General features: G+C 71.4%; 19 protein-coding genes. 12 read left to right on the top strand and 7 right to left on the bottom strand.

Features of this window, described 5'->3' with window-relative positions; all coding sequences use genetic code 11:
* Positions 1–4: 4 nt before the first annotated feature.
* Both AC3DE3_RS04945 and AC3DE3_RS04940 read right to left on the bottom strand, forming a co-directional pair.
* Positions 5–397, bottom strand: coding sequence for an ArsR/SmtB family transcription factor (locus AC3DE3_RS04945; protein ID WP_488369186.1), 393 nt, complete (start codon positions 395–397; stop codon positions 5–7).
* The gene (locus tag AC3DE3_RS04940) at positions 394–882 is read right to left on the bottom strand and encodes an SRPBCC family protein (RefSeq protein WP_488369185.1); all 489 of its coding nucleotides are present in this window, start codon (positions 880–882) and stop codon (positions 394–396) included. Before AC3DE3_RS04940 ends, AC3DE3_RS04945 begins: the two co-directional genes overlap by 4 nt.
* 328 nt (positions 883–1210) lie before the next feature.
* Between AC3DE3_RS04940 and AC3DE3_RS04935 the strand changes: the two genes are divergently transcribed.
* From AC3DE3_RS04935 to AC3DE3_RS04925, 3 genes are read left to right on the top strand one after another with little or no spacing between them, the layout of a single operon-like run.
* The gene (locus tag AC3DE3_RS04935) at positions 1211–1807 is read left to right on the top strand and encodes a dihydrofolate reductase family protein (RefSeq protein ID WP_488369184.1); all 597 of its coding nucleotides are present in this window, start codon (positions 1211–1213) and stop codon (positions 1805–1807) included.
* Positions 1804–1935 carry a hypothetical protein gene (locus AC3DE3_RS04930; protein WP_488369183.1) on the top strand — a complete coding sequence of 44 codons (132 nt, stop codon included), beginning with the start codon at positions 1804–1806 and terminating at the stop codon, positions 1933–1935. The genes AC3DE3_RS04935 and AC3DE3_RS04930 overlap by 4 nt, the downstream gene beginning before the upstream one ends.
* A complete protein-coding gene (locus AC3DE3_RS04925; protein ID WP_488369182.1) occupies positions 1920–2501 on the top strand; it encodes a dihydrofolate reductase family protein in 582 nt (193 codons plus the stop codon). Before AC3DE3_RS04930 ends, AC3DE3_RS04925 begins: the two co-directional genes overlap by 16 nt.
* Before the next feature lie 28 nt (positions 2502–2529).
* On the opposite strand, the gene AC3DE3_RS04920 is transcribed toward AC3DE3_RS04925, so the two are convergent.
* On the bottom strand, positions 2530–3468 hold the full coding sequence (locus tag AC3DE3_RS04920) for an SDR family NAD(P)-dependent oxidoreductase (RefSeq protein ID WP_488369181.1): 939 nt from the start codon (positions 3466–3468) through the stop codon (positions 2530–2532).
* 92 nt (positions 3469–3560) lie between these two features.
* Here AC3DE3_RS04920 and AC3DE3_RS04915 point away from each other — a divergent pair, with 92 nt between their 5' ends.
* The 3 genes from AC3DE3_RS04915 to AC3DE3_RS04905 all read left to right on the top strand — a co-directional run bounded on the left by AC3DE3_RS04915 (position 3561) and on the right by AC3DE3_RS04905 (position 6918).
* The gene (locus tag AC3DE3_RS04915) at positions 3561–4781 is read left to right on the top strand and encodes a lipase family protein (protein WP_488369180.1); all 1221 of its coding nucleotides are present in this window, start codon (positions 3561–3563) and stop codon (positions 4779–4781) included.
* 322 nt (positions 4782–5103) lie between these two features.
* Positions 5104–5973, top strand: coding sequence for an alpha/beta fold hydrolase (locus AC3DE3_RS04910; protein ID WP_488369179.1), 870 nt, complete (start codon positions 5104–5106; stop codon positions 5971–5973).
* A gap of 87 nt (positions 5974–6060) precedes the next feature.
* Positions 6061–6918: a hypothetical protein gene (locus AC3DE3_RS04905; RefSeq protein WP_488369178.1), complete on the top strand. Its 858-nt coding sequence runs from the start codon at positions 6061–6063 to the stop codon at positions 6916–6918.
* Positions 6919–6941: 23 nt separating this feature from the next.
* On the opposite strand, the gene AC3DE3_RS04900 is transcribed toward AC3DE3_RS04905, so the two are convergent.
* A complete protein-coding gene (locus tag AC3DE3_RS04900; protein ID WP_488369177.1) occupies positions 6942–7664 on the bottom strand; it encodes a methyltransferase domain-containing protein in 723 nt (240 codons plus the stop codon).
* Positions 7665–8058: 394 nt separating this feature from the next.
* Between AC3DE3_RS04900 and AC3DE3_RS04895 the strand changes: the two genes are divergently transcribed.
* Complete coding sequence (locus AC3DE3_RS04895; protein ID WP_488369176.1) at positions 8059–9414, top strand: lipase family protein; 1356 nt, start codon at positions 8059–8061, stop codon at positions 9412–9414.
* 22 nt (positions 9415–9436) lie between these two features.
* Here AC3DE3_RS04895 and AC3DE3_RS04890 read toward each other — a convergent pair whose 3' ends face one another.
* Positions 9437–9871 carry a nuclear transport factor 2 family protein gene (locus AC3DE3_RS04890; RefSeq protein WP_260486104.1) on the bottom strand — a complete coding sequence of 145 codons (435 nt, stop codon included), beginning with the start codon at positions 9869–9871 and terminating at the stop codon, positions 9437–9439.
* Positions 9872–9894: 23 nt separating this feature from the next.
* Here AC3DE3_RS04890 and AC3DE3_RS04885 point away from each other — a divergent pair, with 23 nt between their 5' ends.
* From AC3DE3_RS04885 to AC3DE3_RS04875, 3 genes are read left to right on the top strand one after another with little or no spacing between them, the layout of a single operon-like run.
* Positions 9895–10440 (top strand): nuclear transport factor 2 family protein, encoded by a 546-nt coding sequence (locus tag AC3DE3_RS04885; RefSeq protein WP_488369175.1) that lies wholly within the window; start codon positions 9895–9897, stop codon positions 10438–10440.
* Positions 10437–11333 (top strand): SDR family NAD(P)-dependent oxidoreductase, encoded by an 897-nt coding sequence (locus AC3DE3_RS04880; RefSeq protein ID WP_488369174.1) that lies wholly within the window; start codon positions 10437–10439, stop codon positions 11331–11333. Before AC3DE3_RS04885 ends, AC3DE3_RS04880 begins: the two co-directional genes overlap by 4 nt.
* 2 nt (positions 11334–11335) lie before the next feature.
* Positions 11336–11761: a hypothetical protein gene (locus tag AC3DE3_RS04875; RefSeq protein WP_488369173.1), complete on the top strand. Its 426-nt coding sequence runs from the start codon at positions 11336–11338 to the stop codon at positions 11759–11761.
* 151 nt (positions 11762–11912) lie between these two features.
* On the opposite strand, the gene AC3DE3_RS04870 is transcribed toward AC3DE3_RS04875, so the two are convergent.
* Together AC3DE3_RS04870 and AC3DE3_RS04865 are read right to left on the bottom strand one after the other, a co-directional pair.
* The gene (locus tag AC3DE3_RS04870; RefSeq protein WP_488369172.1) at positions 11913–14942 is read right to left on the bottom strand and encodes a leucine--tRNA ligase; all 3030 of its coding nucleotides are present in this window, start codon (positions 14940–14942) and stop codon (positions 11913–11915) included.
* Positions 14943–15048: 106 nt separating this feature from the next.
* Complete coding sequence (locus tag AC3DE3_RS04865) at positions 15049–15579, bottom strand: DoxX family protein (protein ID WP_260486109.1); 531 nt, start codon at positions 15577–15579, stop codon at positions 15049–15051.
* A gap of 83 nt (positions 15580–15662) precedes the next feature.
* Here AC3DE3_RS04865 and AC3DE3_RS04860 point away from each other — a divergent pair, with 83 nt between their 5' ends.
* Positions 15663–16178 (top strand): MarR family winged helix-turn-helix transcriptional regulator, encoded by a 516-nt coding sequence (locus tag AC3DE3_RS04860; RefSeq protein WP_260486110.1) that lies wholly within the window; start codon positions 15663–15665, stop codon positions 16176–16178.
* The gene (locus tag AC3DE3_RS04855; protein ID WP_260486111.1) at positions 16175–16762 is read left to right on the top strand and encodes an SdpI family protein; all 588 of its coding nucleotides are present in this window, start codon (positions 16175–16177) and stop codon (positions 16760–16762) included. Before AC3DE3_RS04860 ends, AC3DE3_RS04855 begins: the two co-directional genes overlap by 4 nt.
* The last annotated feature ends 88 nt before the right edge of the window (positions 16763–16850 follow it).

Here is a 16850-nt window from a genome sequence, read left to right as displayed (position 1 = left end):
TCCGTCACTCCACGCGCCGGGCGCTTCCCGCGCTCTCGGCGCTCTCGGCGCTCTCGGCGCTGTCCTTGATCAGGGCGAGCCTGCGGTCCCATCCCCGGGACACCGCGCCGAGCAGATCGGAGATCTCGCGGATCCGATCGGGCCGGACCGCGTGGACCTGCCGTCGCTGCTGCGGGCGTGCGGTGACGAGCCCCGAGTCCACCAGCATCCGGAGGTGTTTGGCGACCGCCTGCCTGCTGATCCCCAGGTCGGCGGCCACCGCTCCGGCATCGTCCGGCTGATCGGCCAGTCGGACGAGGATGCGGCGGCGGGTCCGGTCGGCGAGAGCGGTGAAGACCCCGTCGGCCCGGGCGTCGAGCAGCCCGGACGGGCCGTCGGTCGCGGTCGCGCCGTTCACGGGCGATCCTCCGCACGGCGCCGGGCGATGTCGAGTTCGGCCTCCCACCCGGCGGAGTTCTCCTCGAATCGCTGCCGCCGCACCACCGCGTCACGACTCAGACCGGCAAATCCGGTCTCGCGCACCGTGAGCACGACGCCGTCGCCCCGGGGTTCGACGGTGAACTCGATCGTGTTGGACGGGAACTCGTCGACGTCTCCGATCTGCCCGCCCAACCAGCGGAACACCGCGCGGCGGGGCGGGTCCAACTCCACGGTGCGGATGCTGAACTCGCCGTGCACCGGGTCCACCACGTGGGAGACATCGCCCTCGGTGGTGATCACGTGCTCGGCCCACTCACCGTTGTTGATGAACCATCCCGGTTCCGACACGATGCCCCACACGGTCTGCGCCCCGGCATCGATGTGGATGGTGCGGACGATCTCGTCCGGCACGTCGTCGGTGGTCGTGTCGGGTCCGGTTCCGGCTGCTCGGTCCTCGTTCATCGGACTTCCCTCCCTCGCGGTGCGTTCCGCTCGGTGGATGCTGCGTCGCGGGGTGCACCTGTGACTCCACGTTGGCACGATCCCCGACGTAGTGCAACCCTTTGGTTGCACTCACGTATCGGACGGCTCGGTTCCCGCACGGCAGATCTCTTGCCCACGCTGATGGGTCGGCGTAGCGTTTCAGACGCGATACCACCGTCCTCACCACCTGTTTCCCGACGTCGCGACGTTCTCCCGGTCGCCGCGCCCGTTGCACCCGTCACCGATGGACCGCCCGCGCACGGAATCGGACCCCCCGTCCGGCGGGGTCCGAATGTGAGGTGAACCCATGAGAAATCTGGTGGCCGTCGAGTTCCTGACCCTCGACGGCGTGATGCAGGGCCTCGGTTCCCCCGACGAGGACCGCGACGGCGGCTTCGAGCACGGGGGCTGGGGCCTCCCCTATGCCGAGGCCATGCACGAGGTCCTGGACCCTGGCGGACTGAGCAGAACCTCGGCGTACCTGTTCGGTCGCCGGACCTACGACAAGATGGCCGCCTTCTGGCCGTCCCAGCCGGACGAGAACCCCATGGCGGCCAGCCTGAACTCCTCACCCAAGCATGTCGCCACACGAGGTCAGCCGTCACTGGACTGGCAGGGGGCGGTGCCGCTGAAAGGGGACCTGACCTCGGCGGTCGGTCAGCTCACCGCCGAGGGCGAGGGGGACGTCGTGATCCTCGGAAGCGGCGACGTGGTCCGCCAGCTCCTGACGGCCGACCTCGTCGACGAACTCCGCCTCTTCATCCACCCCCTCCTCCTGGGCACCGGTAAACACCTGTTCGGCGGCCTGTCGGCCCCGCGGGCGCTCCGCTTGACGAGCGTCGCCGCCACGAGCACGGGCACCATCGCGGCGGTCTACACCAGGAAGGGCCCTGATCAGACATGACCACCACCTCTGACGATCACGACACCTCACCGGGTCTGACGCCCCCGACCAGCATCGACCCCACACCCCGGTTCGGCAACGGTGCGGGTTCCGAGACCGACAGGACAGACCCGTGGGCACCGTGGTGATGTACGGCTCGGTGTCCGTGGACGGCTTCATAGCCGACGCCGACGACCAACCCGGACCGCTGTTCGACTGGTTGACGGGTGGCGACGTGCCATTGGACGACAGTGGCGTCGTGGCGGTGACGCAGACGTCGTACGACTACATCCGGCCGTACTGGGATCAGATCGGGGTGACGATCGTCGGCCGCCACGTCTTCGACCTGACGGACGGTTGGGACGGGCGCCCGCCGAGCGGGATCGACCACGTCGTCGTCGTGAGCCACCGACCCCCGCCCGAGGGCTGGAACCCCGAAGCGCCGTTCCACTTCGTCACCGACGTCGACCACGCGGTGGCCACGGCCCGGCAGCTCGCCGGTGACCGGGTGGTCGAGGTCGCGGCGGGCGACGTCGGTGGCCAGGTCCTCGCCGCGGGGCTGGTCGACGAGGTACGCATGGACGTCGTGCCCGTCGTGCTGGGATCCGGGAAGCGCTACTTCGGGCCGGTCGACGCCCGGCACCTGCTGGAGGACCCGGACGTGGTGATCCGGGGACGCCGCGTCCTCCACCTGCGCTACCGGGTCCGCCGTTGACCAAGCGGCCACCGCCGGGAACGCGGGATCAGACCCCGGCCGTCGCCGCCTCCGCGAGTTCCCAGAACCGCTCCGCGATCGCCGGGTCCGACGCCTCGGCGCTGCGACCGATGAGCGTCGGAAGGCCCCGGAGGTGGCGCAGCGCGTCCGGCCCGGTGTAACCGCACGGTGGCAGCGGGCGGGTCGCGGCGAACAACGTCGTCAGCGCGGCCTGCGCGGCGGGCTGCGCGAACAGCGAACAGACGCCGGTGACGACCCGATCGAGCGCCACGTTGCCGGTGGCGTTGGAGATCCCCGTCGCCGCCCAGCCGGGGTAGGTGAGCTGCACGTCGACCCCGACCGCCGCCGCCTCGGCGCGCCCGTCGCGGAGCCGCTGATCCAGCGCGAGGCCCCACAGCATGTCGCCGAGCTTCGACTGGGCGTAGGCCGCGGCGGGCGTCCACCGGCGTCGGCGGAAATGCGGGTCCTCGAAGTGCAGAGTGCCGCTCTTGTGGGCGTTGGAGGCGACGATCACCACCCGCCGCCGCACCAGCGGCAGCAGGAGGTTCGTCAGCAGGAACGGGCCCAGCACATTCACGCCGAGGAGCATCTCGAACCCCTCGGCGGTCTCGCGCCGGCGCGGGGTGATGGCACCGGCGTTGTTGACCAGCACGTCGATCTGCTCGGCCCCGCCACCGATCCCGCCACCGACCCCACGTCCGGCATCGCCCCCACCGGAGCCGGTCAGCTCACCGGCCGCCCGCCGCACGCTCGCCAACGAACCCAGGTCGACCTCCACCACCCGGGACTCACCGGGCAACTGCGACGCGACCTCCCGCCCTCGGGCGGTGTCGCGAACAGCGAGGATCACCCGCGCTCCCGACGCGGATGCGGCCCGGACCGTCTCCAGCCCGACCCCGCTGGTCGCGCCGGTGACGAGCCACGTCTGGCCGGTGAGGTCGGGAATGTCGATGGTTCTCCGGGTCACGAGCGCAGCGTACGTCGAGCCGCCGGGCCCCGGGGATGGCCGCCACCGCGAACCTCACCGGAGCGTCCCCGGTAGCGGACTACCCTCCAGATATGAACTCCACCACACCCCGGCGCTCCCCGTGGATGCTCTCCGCGGCGACTGCGGCCCTCGTCGTCGTCGCCTCTCTCGCGGCCCCCACCGCCGGTGCCGCCCCGGCACCGTCCCCCAACCCCGCGCCCAATTGGTCCGGGCTCGAGACCCGCCAGTGGACCGCTCCGATCCCCGTCCCCGGCGCGCCCGCGGCGACGGTCCCGCTCGACCCCGCCCTCTCCCTCCCTCAGGCCGGCCGGGCGGTGCGGCAGGCTTACGGGACGATCGACCAGCACGGCCGCGAGGCGATCGCCACGTCCGCCGTGTTCCTCCCGCACGGGACGCCGCCCCCCGGCGGTTGGCCCGTCGTGGCGTGGGCACACGGCACCACCGGGCTCGGCGACGACTGCGCTCCCTCGACCCAGCCGCGCTCGGAGCGCGACGCCGAGTACCTCGGCCACTGGCTGGACCGTGGGTACGCCGTGGTGGCCGCCGATTACGTGGGCCTCGGCACCCCCGGGCTGCTCAGCTACCTCAACGGGCAGGCGGCCGCACGTGGGATCGTCGACTCCATCACCGCCGCCCGCGCGGACGGACTGCCGCTCTCCGCCCGGTGGGGACTCGTCGGGCAGTCGCAGGGCGCCGGGGCGGCGCTCGTCACCGCGACCCGCGCCACCGAACTCGGCGCGCCCGCAGGCCTCGACTATCGCGGCGTCGTGGCGACCGGGGCCCCGGCGAACATCGAGCACCTGTTCCAATGGGGCGGGCCCGGATTCCCGCCGGTGAACCTCCCGACCGGGCTCAACCTGTACGCGATGTACATCCTCGCCGGATTCCGCGACCAGCACCCGGAACTCGACGTCAACGGGTTCCTCACGCCGCAGGGGCGTGAGATGGTCGACGCCGCCGAGACGCTGTGCTACTCGGCGATGCGCGAGAAGGTGGGCGATTTCCAGGTCTCGCAGGCGCTGGCCCGGCCCCTGCAGGAGGTCCCCGACGTCTTCGGCCACCTCCGGCGCTACATGGGCACGCCGGCTGCGGGCTACGACCGTCCGGTGTTCCTCGGCCAGGGCCTGCTCGACCTCGACGTGCCCGCACCCTCGGCTCTCTCCCTCGCGGCGGAGATGACGCTCAACCGGCAGCCGCTCGAGCTGCGCGTGTACCCGGACCGGGATCACAGCGGGACCGTGTACACCGCCACCCCCGACGCCACCGCGTTCCTCGACCGGGTCATGAGGTGACCGCGGGAACGGGCGGGGCGGGTTCGTCCATGTATCGGGTCGACCCCGCCGGGCCCGGCGCCGGGGTGGCCTGCACCGCCGATCTACCCCCGTTTTCACCGATCGTCCATATGCGGCGTTTCATAACTGCTGGCCAGGCGCATCGGAAAAGGTCGGGCTAATGTGACGACCGTCATAATTGTTACCGACTTGTCACCAAGTGCCGGTTCGGGTTAGAGTTCCGTCATCGCCGCGCGGGGATGGTCCAGGGACTCCCCGCGCGGCTGACTTAATTTCGGACGACGGCGAGATTCCTAGAACGTGTTCTAGTACCGTGGGCGTCATGAGCGCCCTCGACTTCGAGTCCACCAGCAAGACCATCACCGCCGGCCGCTTCGAGCTGCACTACCACGAAGCGGGTGAGCAGAGCGTCGCCGAACCCGAGAGCGCGGTCCCCGTCCTCTTCCTGCACGGATCCGGCCCCGGCGTGACCGCGTGGTCCAACTTCGCCGGCAACTTCCCGGTCTTCGCCGAGCGATTCCACACCATCCTGCTGGACATGCCGGGCTTCGGGAAGAGCTCCGACCTGGAGTGGGAGAAGGCCTACCCGCTCATCGCCGCCGAGGCGATCGACGCGTTCTGCGAGGCCAAGGGCATCGAGAAGGTCGACATCATCGGCAACTCCATGGGCGGCAACGTCGCCTGCGAGACCGCCCTCGCCTACCCGCACCGCGTCCGCAAGATGGCGCTCATGGGCCCCGGCGGCCTGGCCGCCCCCTTGTTCACGCCCGAGCCGAGCGAGGGATCGCGCCGACTGTTCGAGTTCCTCGCCGAGCCGACCGACAAGAACATGGCGGCGTGGGTCGACACGATGGTCGGCAACAAGAAGGTCGTGGACGACGAGCTCATCCGCGCGCGCACCGAGGCCGCCACCGCGCCGGGCGCCGTCGAGCGCATGTACTCGGTGTTCGGCTCGATCCTCAAGCCCGAGAACGCCTACACGCCGTTGTACGCCCGCGCCTCCCGGATCCGGCAGGAGACCATGCTCATCTGGGGCCGGGACGACCGCATGCTCCCCTACGAGCAGGCCCACTTCGCGTTCCGCCAGCTCCCGCGCGCCGAGCTGCACGCCTTCTCCCGCTGTGGCCACTGGGCGATGATCGAACAGAAGGACAAGTTCGAGCGCCTGGTGATCGACTTCCTGCTCAACTGACCCGGCGGCGGTGCCGGCGCGGTGGCCGGTCGCGGCGGTCCCGGCGGTCCCGGCGGTCCCGGCGCGATCAGGCGTTAGCCTCGGAGCATGACCGACACGCCGCAGCCCGACCAGCCCGCCGTCGACCCGCAGACCGGCGAGGACCTGTCGTGGAAGCAGACCCCGGTGGCGATCGTCCTGGTCGACCGGCCCGCCCCCGGCCACGACGAGGTCGGTGAACTCCTCACCGAGATCTTCGAGGGATCGTACGAGGTCGAGCGGGGCAGCGACGACGACCCCGCCACCGCCGTCTACATCGAGGACGCGACGGTCATCGTGTCCTCGGTCGACGCCCCCGTGCCGGAGGCTGTCCAGTACACCCGCGACCTGGCCGCGTGGAACGGCGGCGAGTCCGTGGTGGAGTCGCACCGGTCCCAGGTCGTGGTGGCGGGGTTCCGGTGGGGACCGATCGGCGACGACGGCGAGCCGGGCGAACCCGAGTACCTGGACCCCCGGCTCGACACGCTCCGTTGCGAACTGGCGGTCGCGAACGTCACGGCAGCCCTGACCGCGCTACCCGGCGCGGTGGCCGTGAGCGTGGGCGGCGCCGCGGCGACCCTGCCGGCCGGCCCGTACCGCGACCTCGTGACGGGCAATCCGCTGCCGGCCCCGGCCCTCGTCGGGGTGCGGGCCGGGATGCAGACCGAGACCACCTCGTGCGTCTACACGAGCGGGATGGGCCGATTCGGCCGGATGGACCTCGAGCGGCTCGACGTGGACGCCCCGCCCGCGGCCGTCTACGCCGAGATGTGCAACCTCGTGGCCTACTCGCTGGCCACCGGGACGATCTTCCAACCCGGCCTGACCCTCGAGGTGGGCGGACCACAGCCACTCGTCGCCACCGCCGGGGTCTCACCGTTCACCGGGCAGGAGATCCTCCGGTTGGCGCCCGCCGACCAGCCGTGAAACCCGCCGGCAAGCCATGAACCCTAGGGGCGCTGGCGGCCGTTGCGCTCGACGACCAACCGCGTGGTGGCTGCCAACTGGAACGGCCTGATCACCGGTTCGATCCGGCTGATCAGGCGTTCCTTCTTGAGCCTGGCGATGACGCTGCGCACCAGCTCCGGCAGCGGATTCCCCGCGTGGTCGACCAGGGGGTAGATCCGCACCTCCGGCGCCACGCGGGCCATCTCCACGATCGCGTCGACATGGTCGGCCAGGTCCATGCGGTCCGCGTAGGTGAACAGCAGATGCGAGCACAGGACCAGGTCCGCCGAGTCGTCGGCGAGAGGCAGCGAGGGCAACGCCCCGGCCACGTACCGCTCGGGGGCCGCGGCCAGGTGGCCCAGCATCCGGTCGGCGGCCGTGCGGCGGATGACCTCGTGGCCCACGACCCCGCCGCGGACGTCCCAGTCGTAATCGATCTCCCGCGCGTGCTTCTGCGCCAGGGACCGCTCGACGTCCGCGAGGATCCGGCCGCGAAGGTCGTCCGCGCCGAGCGCGTACTGCGGGTCCACCGCGACGGCGTCGCCACCGGCCGCACAGATCTCGGCCACCGCGCTCGCCGCGCCACCGGGGCAGTCGACGATGCGCCCCTTCAGGTCGGCCTCGTCCAAGCCGAACATGTCGGTGTACTCGTCCAGCGACCGTGCACTGACGAGGACATCGGTGTCCTCGAGCGCGTGGAAGGTGGTGTGGGGACTTGCGGTCACCTGGGGACTCTCCTGAAGTCGGCCGGCCCGGTCCTGTTCCGGGCCGTGGGTTCTGAAGCGTTGACCCGGGTTCCGTCGGAGACCGTCTCGCATGGCGAAGTCGGCCCGACCGATCCCGGCGGGCCCTCGCATCGTCAGTACTACGCCACGACGGCGTGGGCGATGCGGGACCACGTCGGTCCGCATCGCCAGCACATCAGCACGTCTTTGGGCACGCACTCACCGTAACAGCGGGGTCGGACACCGGCCACCGTGAAGTTCACGGTGATCAGAAAGGAGGCGGAGGGCCGCCGGGGGGCGTGAGGTGCGCCACACCCACGGCTCGACACGCGTTAGGGTTCTGTCCAGTTCGCGCGGTGCCGACCTCCGCGCAGCCTCGACCCCGGGAGCACTCGTGAGCACTCCGTCCAGCCGGCGCACAACATCCGGACTGTCCACCGTCGCCGCAGCGCTCGCGCTGGGCGTCGCGGTCGCGCTGGCCCCCGCCCTGGCCCCTGTCGGCGCGCCCGAGGCCGCCGCCCAGGGGTCGTCCACCGCGCCGGACCGCGCCGCGTTCTACACTCCGCCGGCTGAGCTCCCCGCCGACCCGGGCACGGTCATCCGCACCGAGCCAATGACCATCACGCCGAGCCTGCCCGACCTGATGAACGGTGGGGCGCTGCCCGCCGACGCCCAGCGGATCATGTACCGCTCGACCGGCGCCGCGGGCGGACCGATCGCCGTCACCGGCACGTTCCTGCAGCCCAAGGCGCCCTGGACAGGGCCCGGGCCCCGCCCGCTCGCGGTGGTCACGCCCGGCACGCAGGGGCAGGGCGACCAGTGTGCGCCGTCGCGCTCCATGGAGGTGGGCCTGGGGATCCGGACCGCGCCCCCCTCGATGGCCGCCGGATACGCGGTCATGGACGCGCTCACGATGGTGATGGAGGGCTTCGCCGTCGTCGTCACCGACTACGAGGGGCTCGGCACGCCCGGCCACCACCCGTACGTCAACCGCGACTCCCAGGGCCGGTCGGCCCTCGACGCCGCCCGCGCGGCGGTGCGGCTGCCCGGCACGGACCTTGCGCCCGACTCGAAGACCGTGGTCAGCGGTTACTCGCAGGGCGGTGGCGCGGCCGCCGCGGCCGGCGAGATGCAGCCGGACTACGCACCCGACGTGAACCTGGTCGGCATCGCGGCCGGGGCGCCACCCTCCGACATGCTCGGCACGCTCGAACGCGTGGACGGCGGACTGCTCACCGGCGCGGTCGGGTACGCGATCAACGGCATCCTGCAGGTCCACCCCGAGCTGCGTCCGGCGTTCGACCGTCACCTCAACGCCGAGGGGCAGCGCATGCTCGAGGTGACCGCCGGACAGTGCGTCGCCGAGACCGCGTTCGCCTACGGCCTCAAGCGCACAGGCGAGTTCACCGTGGACGGCCGGTCGCTCGGCGACGCCGCCCGGTCCGAGCCGGAGATCGTCCGGGTACTCGAGGGCTACAACCTGGGCAGGGTCGCGCCGGCGGTGCCGGCGCTGGTCATGATCGGGCGGAACGACGACGTCGTCCCGCACCACACGGCCGTCGACCTCGTCCGCAACTGGTGCGAGCGCGGTTCCACCGTCGAACTGCGGACGGCCGAGGTGCCGTCGATCGCGCCGGGCCTGGTGGTCGACCACGCCATCCCGATGCTGTCCGAGCGGGCCACCAACGCCCGCTACCTCCTGGACCGAGTCCTCGACCGGCCTGCGCCGAGCTCCTGCGGGGCCGTCTGACGCCCGGGGCGGGCCGCGACGCTCAGGGCAGGTTGTGGTGGAACGCCTGCTGTTGGCTCAGGCGGGCGATCCGCCAGCCGGCATCCGTACGGACGAACTCGAGCACGTACCAGAGCCCGTAGAAGAACACCTGCTGGTCCTTCTCCTCCACCGGCCTCAGCGCCATCGGGTTGAAGCACATGCAGCGCCCGGTGGCCGAGTCGCCGTCGAGACGGACCTCGAGGTTGCCCATGAGGTGCTGCGTGGCGGCGAAGATCGGCAACATCTCGGCCAACCACGCGCGCACCGCCGGGTAGTCGTCATCCGGGCCGCCGGACGCGGCGTAGCTCACCCGGGCGTCCGGGGTGAACACCGTGTCCAGCCCGTCGAAGTCCCGCGAATCGATGCAGGTCGCGTACGTGGTCATGAGGTCCTGCAGGTCCCAGCGGTCGGATAGTTCGACCAGTGTTCGGCTCATGCCCCCTACGCTAACGTGGCCTTATGCAGTACGAGGAGGAAGTCCGCGCCCGCGAGGCGATCGAACAGGTCAAGTACCGGTATTGGCGGGCGTGCGACGCCAAGGACCCCGAGGGCTTCCGGTCCTGCTTCGTGGCCTCCGGCGGGGTGCTGGACTTCGGACCCCTCGGGCGGACCGACCCGGACACGATGGTCGGGATCTTCCGCCAGATCGCGCTGGCGACCGCCTCCGACGGCGGCCCGCGGATCCTCGACATGCACCACGGCTTCATGCCGTCGATCAGCGTGCAGGGGGGCGGGCCGAGCAGCCCGCCGCAGCGCGCCACCGGCACCTGGACCCTGCAGTTCCGCCAGGTGGACCGCGAGAAGGGCACCGAGACGATCTCCACCGGCGAGTACTCGGACGTGTATGTAGTGGAGGGCGACGGGGTCGAGGACGGCCGCTGGGTGATGTCCGAGTGCCTCTTCACCCCGGGCTGGTCGGTCACCCGCACCCTCGACGACGCGACCGTGACGTACCCCGAGGTCCACAGCGTCCCCGGCGCCGCCACTGCCGGAGCCGACTCGTGAGCGCCCGCGTCGCCCTGGTGACCGGTGGCAGCCGCGGTGTCGGACGCGGGGTGGCCACCGCGCTCGCCGACGCGGGGTGGGTCGTCTACGTCACCGGACGGTCCGCCGAGCGGCTGCAGGGCACGGTCGATGCGGCCTCCGGCGCCCCGGGCGAGATCCGTCCGCTCGAATGCGACCACTCCCGGGACGAGGAAGTCCTCGCCGTCGTCGCCCGGATCGCAGACGAGACCGGTCGCCTGGACCTGCTGGTCAACAACGTGTGGACCAACCCCAAGGGCTTCATGGGGTTCAACGGCAGGTTCTGGGAGCGGCCCGCCGGCGACTGGGACGCCCTCATGGGCGTCGGGCTACGGGCGCACTACGTCGCCAGCTGCGAGGCGGCCAAGGTGATGGTGCCGCAGGGCTCCGGTCTGATGGTGAACATCTCGTCGTTCGGTTCGCGCGCGCCGTTCCACACCGTGCTCTACGGGATGAGCAAGACGGCCCTCGACAAGATGGCCTCCGACATGGCTCACGAGCTCGCCGGCACCGGGGTCTCCACCCTCTCGCTGTGGCTGGGCCTCATCCGCACCGAGCTGCTGCTATCGCTGGGGATGGACGACTTCAACGGCTTCCCGCTGGACCGCGCCGAGGACCCCAGCTTCGTCGGACGGGTCATCGCCGCCCTCGCCGAGGACCCCGAGCTGTCGCGGATGAGCGGCTCGACCGTCATCACGGCCGAGTACGGGCGCGAGAAGGGGATAAGGAACGACGACGGCGAGGTGCCACTGTCGCACCGGGGTGCCTTCGGCGGGGGTCCGCTCTTCCCGCCGGTGACGGACGAGCAGTTGGGGATCGAGACGGTGGACGAGGTGGCCGCGGCGGGCGGTCACAACGGGTTCGGCGGGGGGTAGGAATGACGTCCGGCGACCACGGAGACAACAGCGACCGCGGGGACCACGGCGCCCACGGGGACTTCGACGACCCGCTCGAACGCCTCGAGCGGAACGAACGGCAGGCCGGCCAGGCCTTCCGGTACGTGCTGCTGTCGATAGTCGCGATCGTGGCCCTGGCGGCGGCGATCGTGTTGATCCGGGGCGGCATCGACGAGCAGTGCGCCGACCGGGGCGCCCTGTGCCTGACCTCCGACCGCGTCGAGGTGGTCATCCTGCCGCTGCTGCTGTCGATCGGCCTGTCCGTGATGGCGGGCGTGACGACGTACCGTCGCTGGCAGCAGCACATCCGCTGGCGCCCGTGGCTGTTCGCCAGCTACGCGATGTGGATGGTCACCACGGCCTATCTGCTGATCTCGTCCTCGGCGGTGTTCGTCCAGAGCAGCTGATGCCGGCCGGCTGAATGCGGCCGCCTGTACGGAGACGTCACACGCACGAAATCCGCTATCCGGATTCCGGATCGGCTACCCGCACGGGAGTAGCGGATCCGGAATCCGGATAGCGGATTCGGGGCCGGGCCGGGCCGGGCCGGGGCGGGACTCAGGGGACGATGTTGACCATCTTGCCCGGCACCACGATGACCTTCCTGGGCGCCGCGCCCCCGAGGTTCTCCCGGACCTTCGCGTCGGCCAGCGCCGCCGCCTCCACGTCCGCCGGCGAGGCGTCGGCCGGGACGGTGATGCGCGAACGCACCTTGCCCTTGATCTGCACCGGGTACTCGACGGAGTCCTCGACCAGGTACGACTCGTCGTGCTCGGGGAACGGCCCGTGGGCCAGCGACCCGCTGTGCCCGAGCCGCGACCACAGTTCCTCGGCGAGGTGAGGGGCGACGGGCGCCACCATGAGCACCAGCGGCTCCACGACCGAGCGCGGTGCGCCCGGCCCCTCGGTCGGATAGGCCTTGGTCAGGGTGTTGACGTACTCGATGAGCTTGGCGATCGCGGTGTTGTCGCGCAGGCCGGCGAAGTCGTCGCGGACCCCGGCGATCGCCTTGTGCAGTGCCTTGAGCACGTCGACGGTCGGCTCGGCGTCGGTCACGCGGACCTCGCCGGTGGTCTCGTCGATCACCACGCGCCACAGCCGCTGCAGGAACCGGTGGGCGCCCACGACGTCCTTGGTGGCCCAGGGCCGGGAGGTGTCGAGCGGGCCCATGGACATCTCGTACACGCGCAGGGTGTCGGCGCCGTAGGAGTCGCAGATCTCGTCCGGGGAGACGGAGTTCTTGAGCGACTTGCCCATCTTCCCGTACTCCTGGCTGACCTCGACCTCGGCGCCACCGTCCCCGGCCGCGGGGTCGGTCCAGTAGAACTTCCCGTCGCGCTCGGTCACCTCGGCCGCCGGCACGTACACACCGCGGGCGTCGGTGTAGGCGAAGGCCTGGATGTAGCCCTGGTTGTACAGGCGGCGGTAGGGCTCCTCGCTGGTGACGTGGCCCAGGTCGAACAGCACCTTGTGCCAGAAGCGGGAGTAGAGCAGGTGCAGCACGGCGTGCTCGACGCCGCCCACATAGAGGTCGACGCCGCCCGGGTCGTCCGCGCCGTGGACCTCGGGCCGGGGGCCGGTCCAGTAGCGCTCGTTCTCCAGGGCGCACAGCTGCTCGGAGTTGGTGGGGTCGATGTAGCGCAGCTGGTACCAGCTCGAGCCGGCCCAGTTGGGCATGACGTTGGCGTCGCGGGTGTAGGTCTGCAGGCCGTCCCCGAGGTCGAGTTCGACGGTCATCCACTCGGTGGCCTTGGCCAGCGGCGGGGAGGGCACGGAGTCCGCGTCGTCGGGGTCGAACGAGACGGGCTTGTAGTCCTCGACCTCGGGCAGCTCGACGGGCAGCATCTCGTCGGGCAGGGCGTGGGGCACACCGTCGGCGTCGTAGACCACCGGGAACGGCTCGCCCCAGTAGCGCTGGCGGGCGAACAGCCAGTCGCGCAGCTTGTACTGGATGGTGCCCTCGCCGGTGCCCTGACCCTCGAGCCAGTCGATGGTGGCGGCCTTGGCCTCGTCCACGGCGAGTCCGTCCAGCGCGAGTCCGCCGGAGTTGGTGGAGTTCACGGCGACGCCGTCGCCCGTGAAGGCCTCGGCCTGCACGTCGATCCGCGAGCCGTCCGCCGGCGCCACGACCTGGGTGATGGGCAGCCCGAAGGCGGTCGCGAACTCGTGGTCGCGGGAGTCGTGGGCGGGCACGGCCATGATCGCGCCGGTGCCGTAGCCCATGAGCACGTAGTCGGCCACGAACACGGGGATCTGCTCCCCGTTGACCGGGTTGATCGCGTGGGCGCCGAGGAAGACGCCGGTCTTCTCCTTGTTCTCCTGGCGCTCCAGGTCGGACTTCTGTGCCGCGCGGCGGCGGTACTCCAGCACGGCCTCGGCGGGCGAGGAGTGGCCGCCGGTCCAGCGCTCGTCGAGCCCGCCATCGGCGCATGCCCCGGGTGCGTCGGCCGCGCCGGTCTCCGGCCAGAACGGCCCGGCCAGCTCGTCGACCAGCGGGTGCTCGGGCGACAGGACCATGTAGGTGGCGCCGAAGAGCGTGTCGGGGCGGGTGGTGAACACCTCGATGGACTGGTCGGCCACGGCGAAGCGCACGCGGGCGCCCTGCGAGCGGCCGATCCAGTTGCGCTGCATGGACTTGACCTTGTCGGTCCAGTCGAGGCGGTCGAGGTCGTCGACCAGCCGGTCGGCGTAGGCGGTGATCCGCATCATCCACTGGCTCAGGTTCTTGCGGAAGACGGGGAAGTTGCCGCGCTCGGAGCGGCCCTCGGCGGTGACCTCCTCATTGGCCAGCACGGTGCCCAGCCCGGGGCACCAGTTGACCGTGGAGTCGGACAGGTACACCAGGCGGTGGGCGTCGAGGACCTTCTCCTGCTCGGCGTTCGAGAGCTCGGCCCAGTCCCGTCCGGCGTGCTCGCCCGGCAGGGGGCGGGCTCCGGAGACGAACTGCTCGACCAGCTCGGCGATGGGCCGGGCGCGGCCGGTGCGGGTGGGGTGCTCGCCGCCGTCGATCGCCCGGGCGGGGGCCTCGGGGTCGTACCAGGAGCCGTGGATCTGCAGGAAGATCCACTGGGTCCAGCGGTAGAAGTCGGTGTCGGTGGTGGCGAACACGCGGCGGCGGTCGTGGCCCAGGCCGAGGCGGCCGAGCTGGCGCTCCATGTTGGCGATGTTGGCCTCGGTGGTCACGCGCGGGTGTTGGCCGGTCTGGACGGCGTACTGCTCGGCGGGCAGGCCGAACGCGTCGTAGCCCAGGGTGTGCAGGACGTTGGTGCCCTGCATGCGGTGGTAGCGGGCGAAGACGTCGGTGGCGATGTAGCCGAGCGGGTGGCCGACGTGCAGGCCGGCGCCCGAGGGGTACGGGAACATGTCCTGGACGAAGAGCTTGTCCTCGGGCGGGGCGGCGCCGTCGGGGGCGGCGAGGGGGCCGACGGGGTTGGGGGCCTCGAACGTGCCGCGTTCGGCCCATTCGGTCTGCCAGCGCGACTCGATCCGCCCGGCCAGGGCGGCTCCGTAGCGGTGGGCCGGTCCGGTGTCGGACTGCGGTCCGGTCTCGGACTGCACGCCGGTGGCGGTCTGGTCGCTGCTGCTCACGGTTGTCTGCTCTCCCTGGTATCGCCGGTGCCCACACGCAGGCGGTCTCCAGCCTAAACCCTGGCGCGGGCCGGGCCGCGTCAGCGTGTGGGCACCGACCCGTCGGTCAGGCCTTGGCCGCGCGACGCCCGGCGATGAGGGCGTCGAGGCTGTAGCGCCCGGTGCCGACCAGACCGAACACGGCGACGGCCAGGCCGATCACGGCGACGAGCTCCCAGCCACCGTCGGCGGCGTAGATGCCGGCGGCCTTGTGGACGTAGGCGTAGGCACCGGCCATGACGACGACGACGAGGACGGCCACCGCCTGGGTGAGCAGACCCAGGACGAGCAGGATACCGCCGACGAGTTCCACGGCACCGGCGAACCCGGCCGCGGCCTGGGCGGCGGGGACGCCGACCGACTCGAAGAAGGCGCCGGTGCCGTCCACGCCGTTGACGAAGAGCTTCTGCCCGCCGTGGACGATCAGCACGGCGCCCAGCAGGACACGGGCGACGAGCAGGCCGATGTCGCGCACGACGGCCGGGACGGGCAGCAGTTGGGTCCCGGCGGTGGCGGTACCGGCGGTGGCCGGCCGCGTGGCGGCGGTCCCGGTGGCCGTGGTCCCGGTGGCGGTGGCGGTGTCGGTGGTGACGGTCATGCGACTCCTTCAGTAGATGATGTGACACATATATCTATCGGTTTCCTATGTGTTGTGTCAACTAACCGGGTACGCTGGGCCCCATGGTCGAACAGGTTCTGGGTCAGGAAGTGCGATGGTTGGACGACGAGGAGAAGGCGCTGTGGCGTGACTATCTCGCCATCCAGGGGCGCCTCCACCTGGAGATCCAACGGGACCTCAAGACGTCGTCGAGCCTCACCGAGCCCGAGTTCGAGGTCCTGGTGTACCTCAGCGAGGCCGACGGCCCGCTGCGGATGACCGCGCTCGCCGACGTGTTGCAGTGGGAACGCAGCCGCCTGTCCCACCAGGTCACCCGCATGGCCAAGCGGGGCCTCGTGCAGCGCACGAGCTGCCCCGACGACGGTCGCGGCGCGTTCGTGTCCGCCACCGACGAGGGCATGGCCGAGATCGAGAAGGCCGCCCCCGACCACGTCGCCACGGTCCGCCGCGAGTTCCTCGACCGTCTGAGTGACCGGGACAAGCGCGAACTCGCCCGGTTGCTCGCCCTCGTCCGGGGTCCGGTCGGGGCTGAGACGAATCGGAGATCCGACGCCGCGGGCGTACCCTCGGGGGCGTGAACGCAGTGCTCGTGGTGGTCATGGTGCTCCTCGTGGGGCTCGCCCTCGTGGTCGGGGGCACCGGCGCGGCGGCCCTCTCCGGCACCCTCCCCGGCAACGGCGTGTTGGGCGTGCGGACCCCGGAGACGCGCCGCTCCCCCGAGGCATGGGGGCTGGCCAACCGCGCCGCCGCACCCTCGTTCCTCGGCGCCGGTCTCGTGCTGCTGCTCGGGGCCCTCGCCCTGGGACTGATCGGTGGCTGGATCGGTGGCCTCGTCGTCGTCGTGTCCCTCGTGGCCTCCCTCGTCCTGCTCAGCGTCGCCGGCCTGGCCGGGGCACGCGCGGCGGCCAGGTGGGACGCGACCTCCGGCGATCAGGGCGGCTGCGGCTGCGGCCCCGACGGCTGCGGCGGCCACGCCGCGGGCGACGCCGACTCCGCCGCGTCCACCTGCGGCGGCACCGACTCCACCACCGGTGAGGGCGCCTCCTGCTCCCCCGCCGACGGTTCCACGCCCGGCGACCCCGCCGCCGACTGCGGCGTGACCGGCGGCTGCGGCACCTGCGTCCTGCAGGGCATGTGCGAGACGGAGAGCACCAGCCGCTGAACCGGCCATCGACTCCTCCGGTGGCCGACGCGCACGGCCGCCTCTACGGTCTGAGGTCCACCCGTCTCACACCGCGAAGGAGATCACC

It is taken from the genome of Dietzia sp. IBK-p2-16D, from assembly GCF_057773085.1.
The sequence above is the reverse complement of the archived record's forward strand: the minus strand, read 5'-3'. Positions and strand labels throughout refer to the sequence as shown.

Excerpts from the sequence above, each read along its gene's own strand:
- AC3DE3_RS04865 (WP_260486109.1), bottom strand. The coding sequence starts at position 15,579 with ATGACCGTCACCACCGACACCGCCACCGCCACCGGGACCACGGCCACC.
- AC3DE3_RS04940 (WP_488369185.1), bottom strand. The coding sequence starts at position 882 with ATGAACGAGGACCGAGCAGCCGGAACCGGACCCGACACGACCACCGAC.
- AC3DE3_RS04935 (WP_488369184.1), top strand. The coding sequence starts at position 1,211 with ATGAGAAATCTGGTGGCCGTCGAGTTCCTGACCCTCGACGGCGTGATG.
- AC3DE3_RS04905 (WP_488369178.1), top strand. The coding sequence starts at position 6,061 with ATGACCGACACGCCGCAGCCCGACCAGCCCGCCGTCGACCCGCAGACC.
- AC3DE3_RS04860 (WP_260486110.1), top strand. The coding sequence starts at position 15,663 with ATGGTCGAACAGGTTCTGGGTCAGGAAGTGCGATGGTTGGACGACGAG.
- AC3DE3_RS04890 (WP_260486104.1), bottom strand. The coding sequence starts at position 9,871 with ATGAGCCGAACACTGGTCGAACTATCCGACCGCTGGGACCTGCAGGAC.
- AC3DE3_RS04875 (WP_488369173.1), top strand. The coding sequence starts at position 11,336 with ATGACGTCCGGCGACCACGGAGACAACAGCGACCGCGGGGACCACGGC.
- AC3DE3_RS04930 (WP_488369183.1), top strand. The coding sequence starts at position 1,804 with ATGACCACCACCTCTGACGATCACGACACCTCACCGGGTCTGACGCCC.
- AC3DE3_RS04915 (WP_488369180.1), top strand. The coding sequence starts at position 3,561 with ATGAACTCCACCACACCCCGGCGCTCCCCGTGGATGCTCTCCGCGGCG.
- AC3DE3_RS04910 (WP_488369179.1), top strand. The coding sequence starts at position 5,104 with ATGAGCGCCCTCGACTTCGAGTCCACCAGCAAGACCATCACCGCCGGC.
- AC3DE3_RS04885 (WP_488369175.1), top strand. The coding sequence starts at position 9,895 with ATGCAGTACGAGGAGGAAGTCCGCGCCCGCGAGGCGATCGAACAGGTC.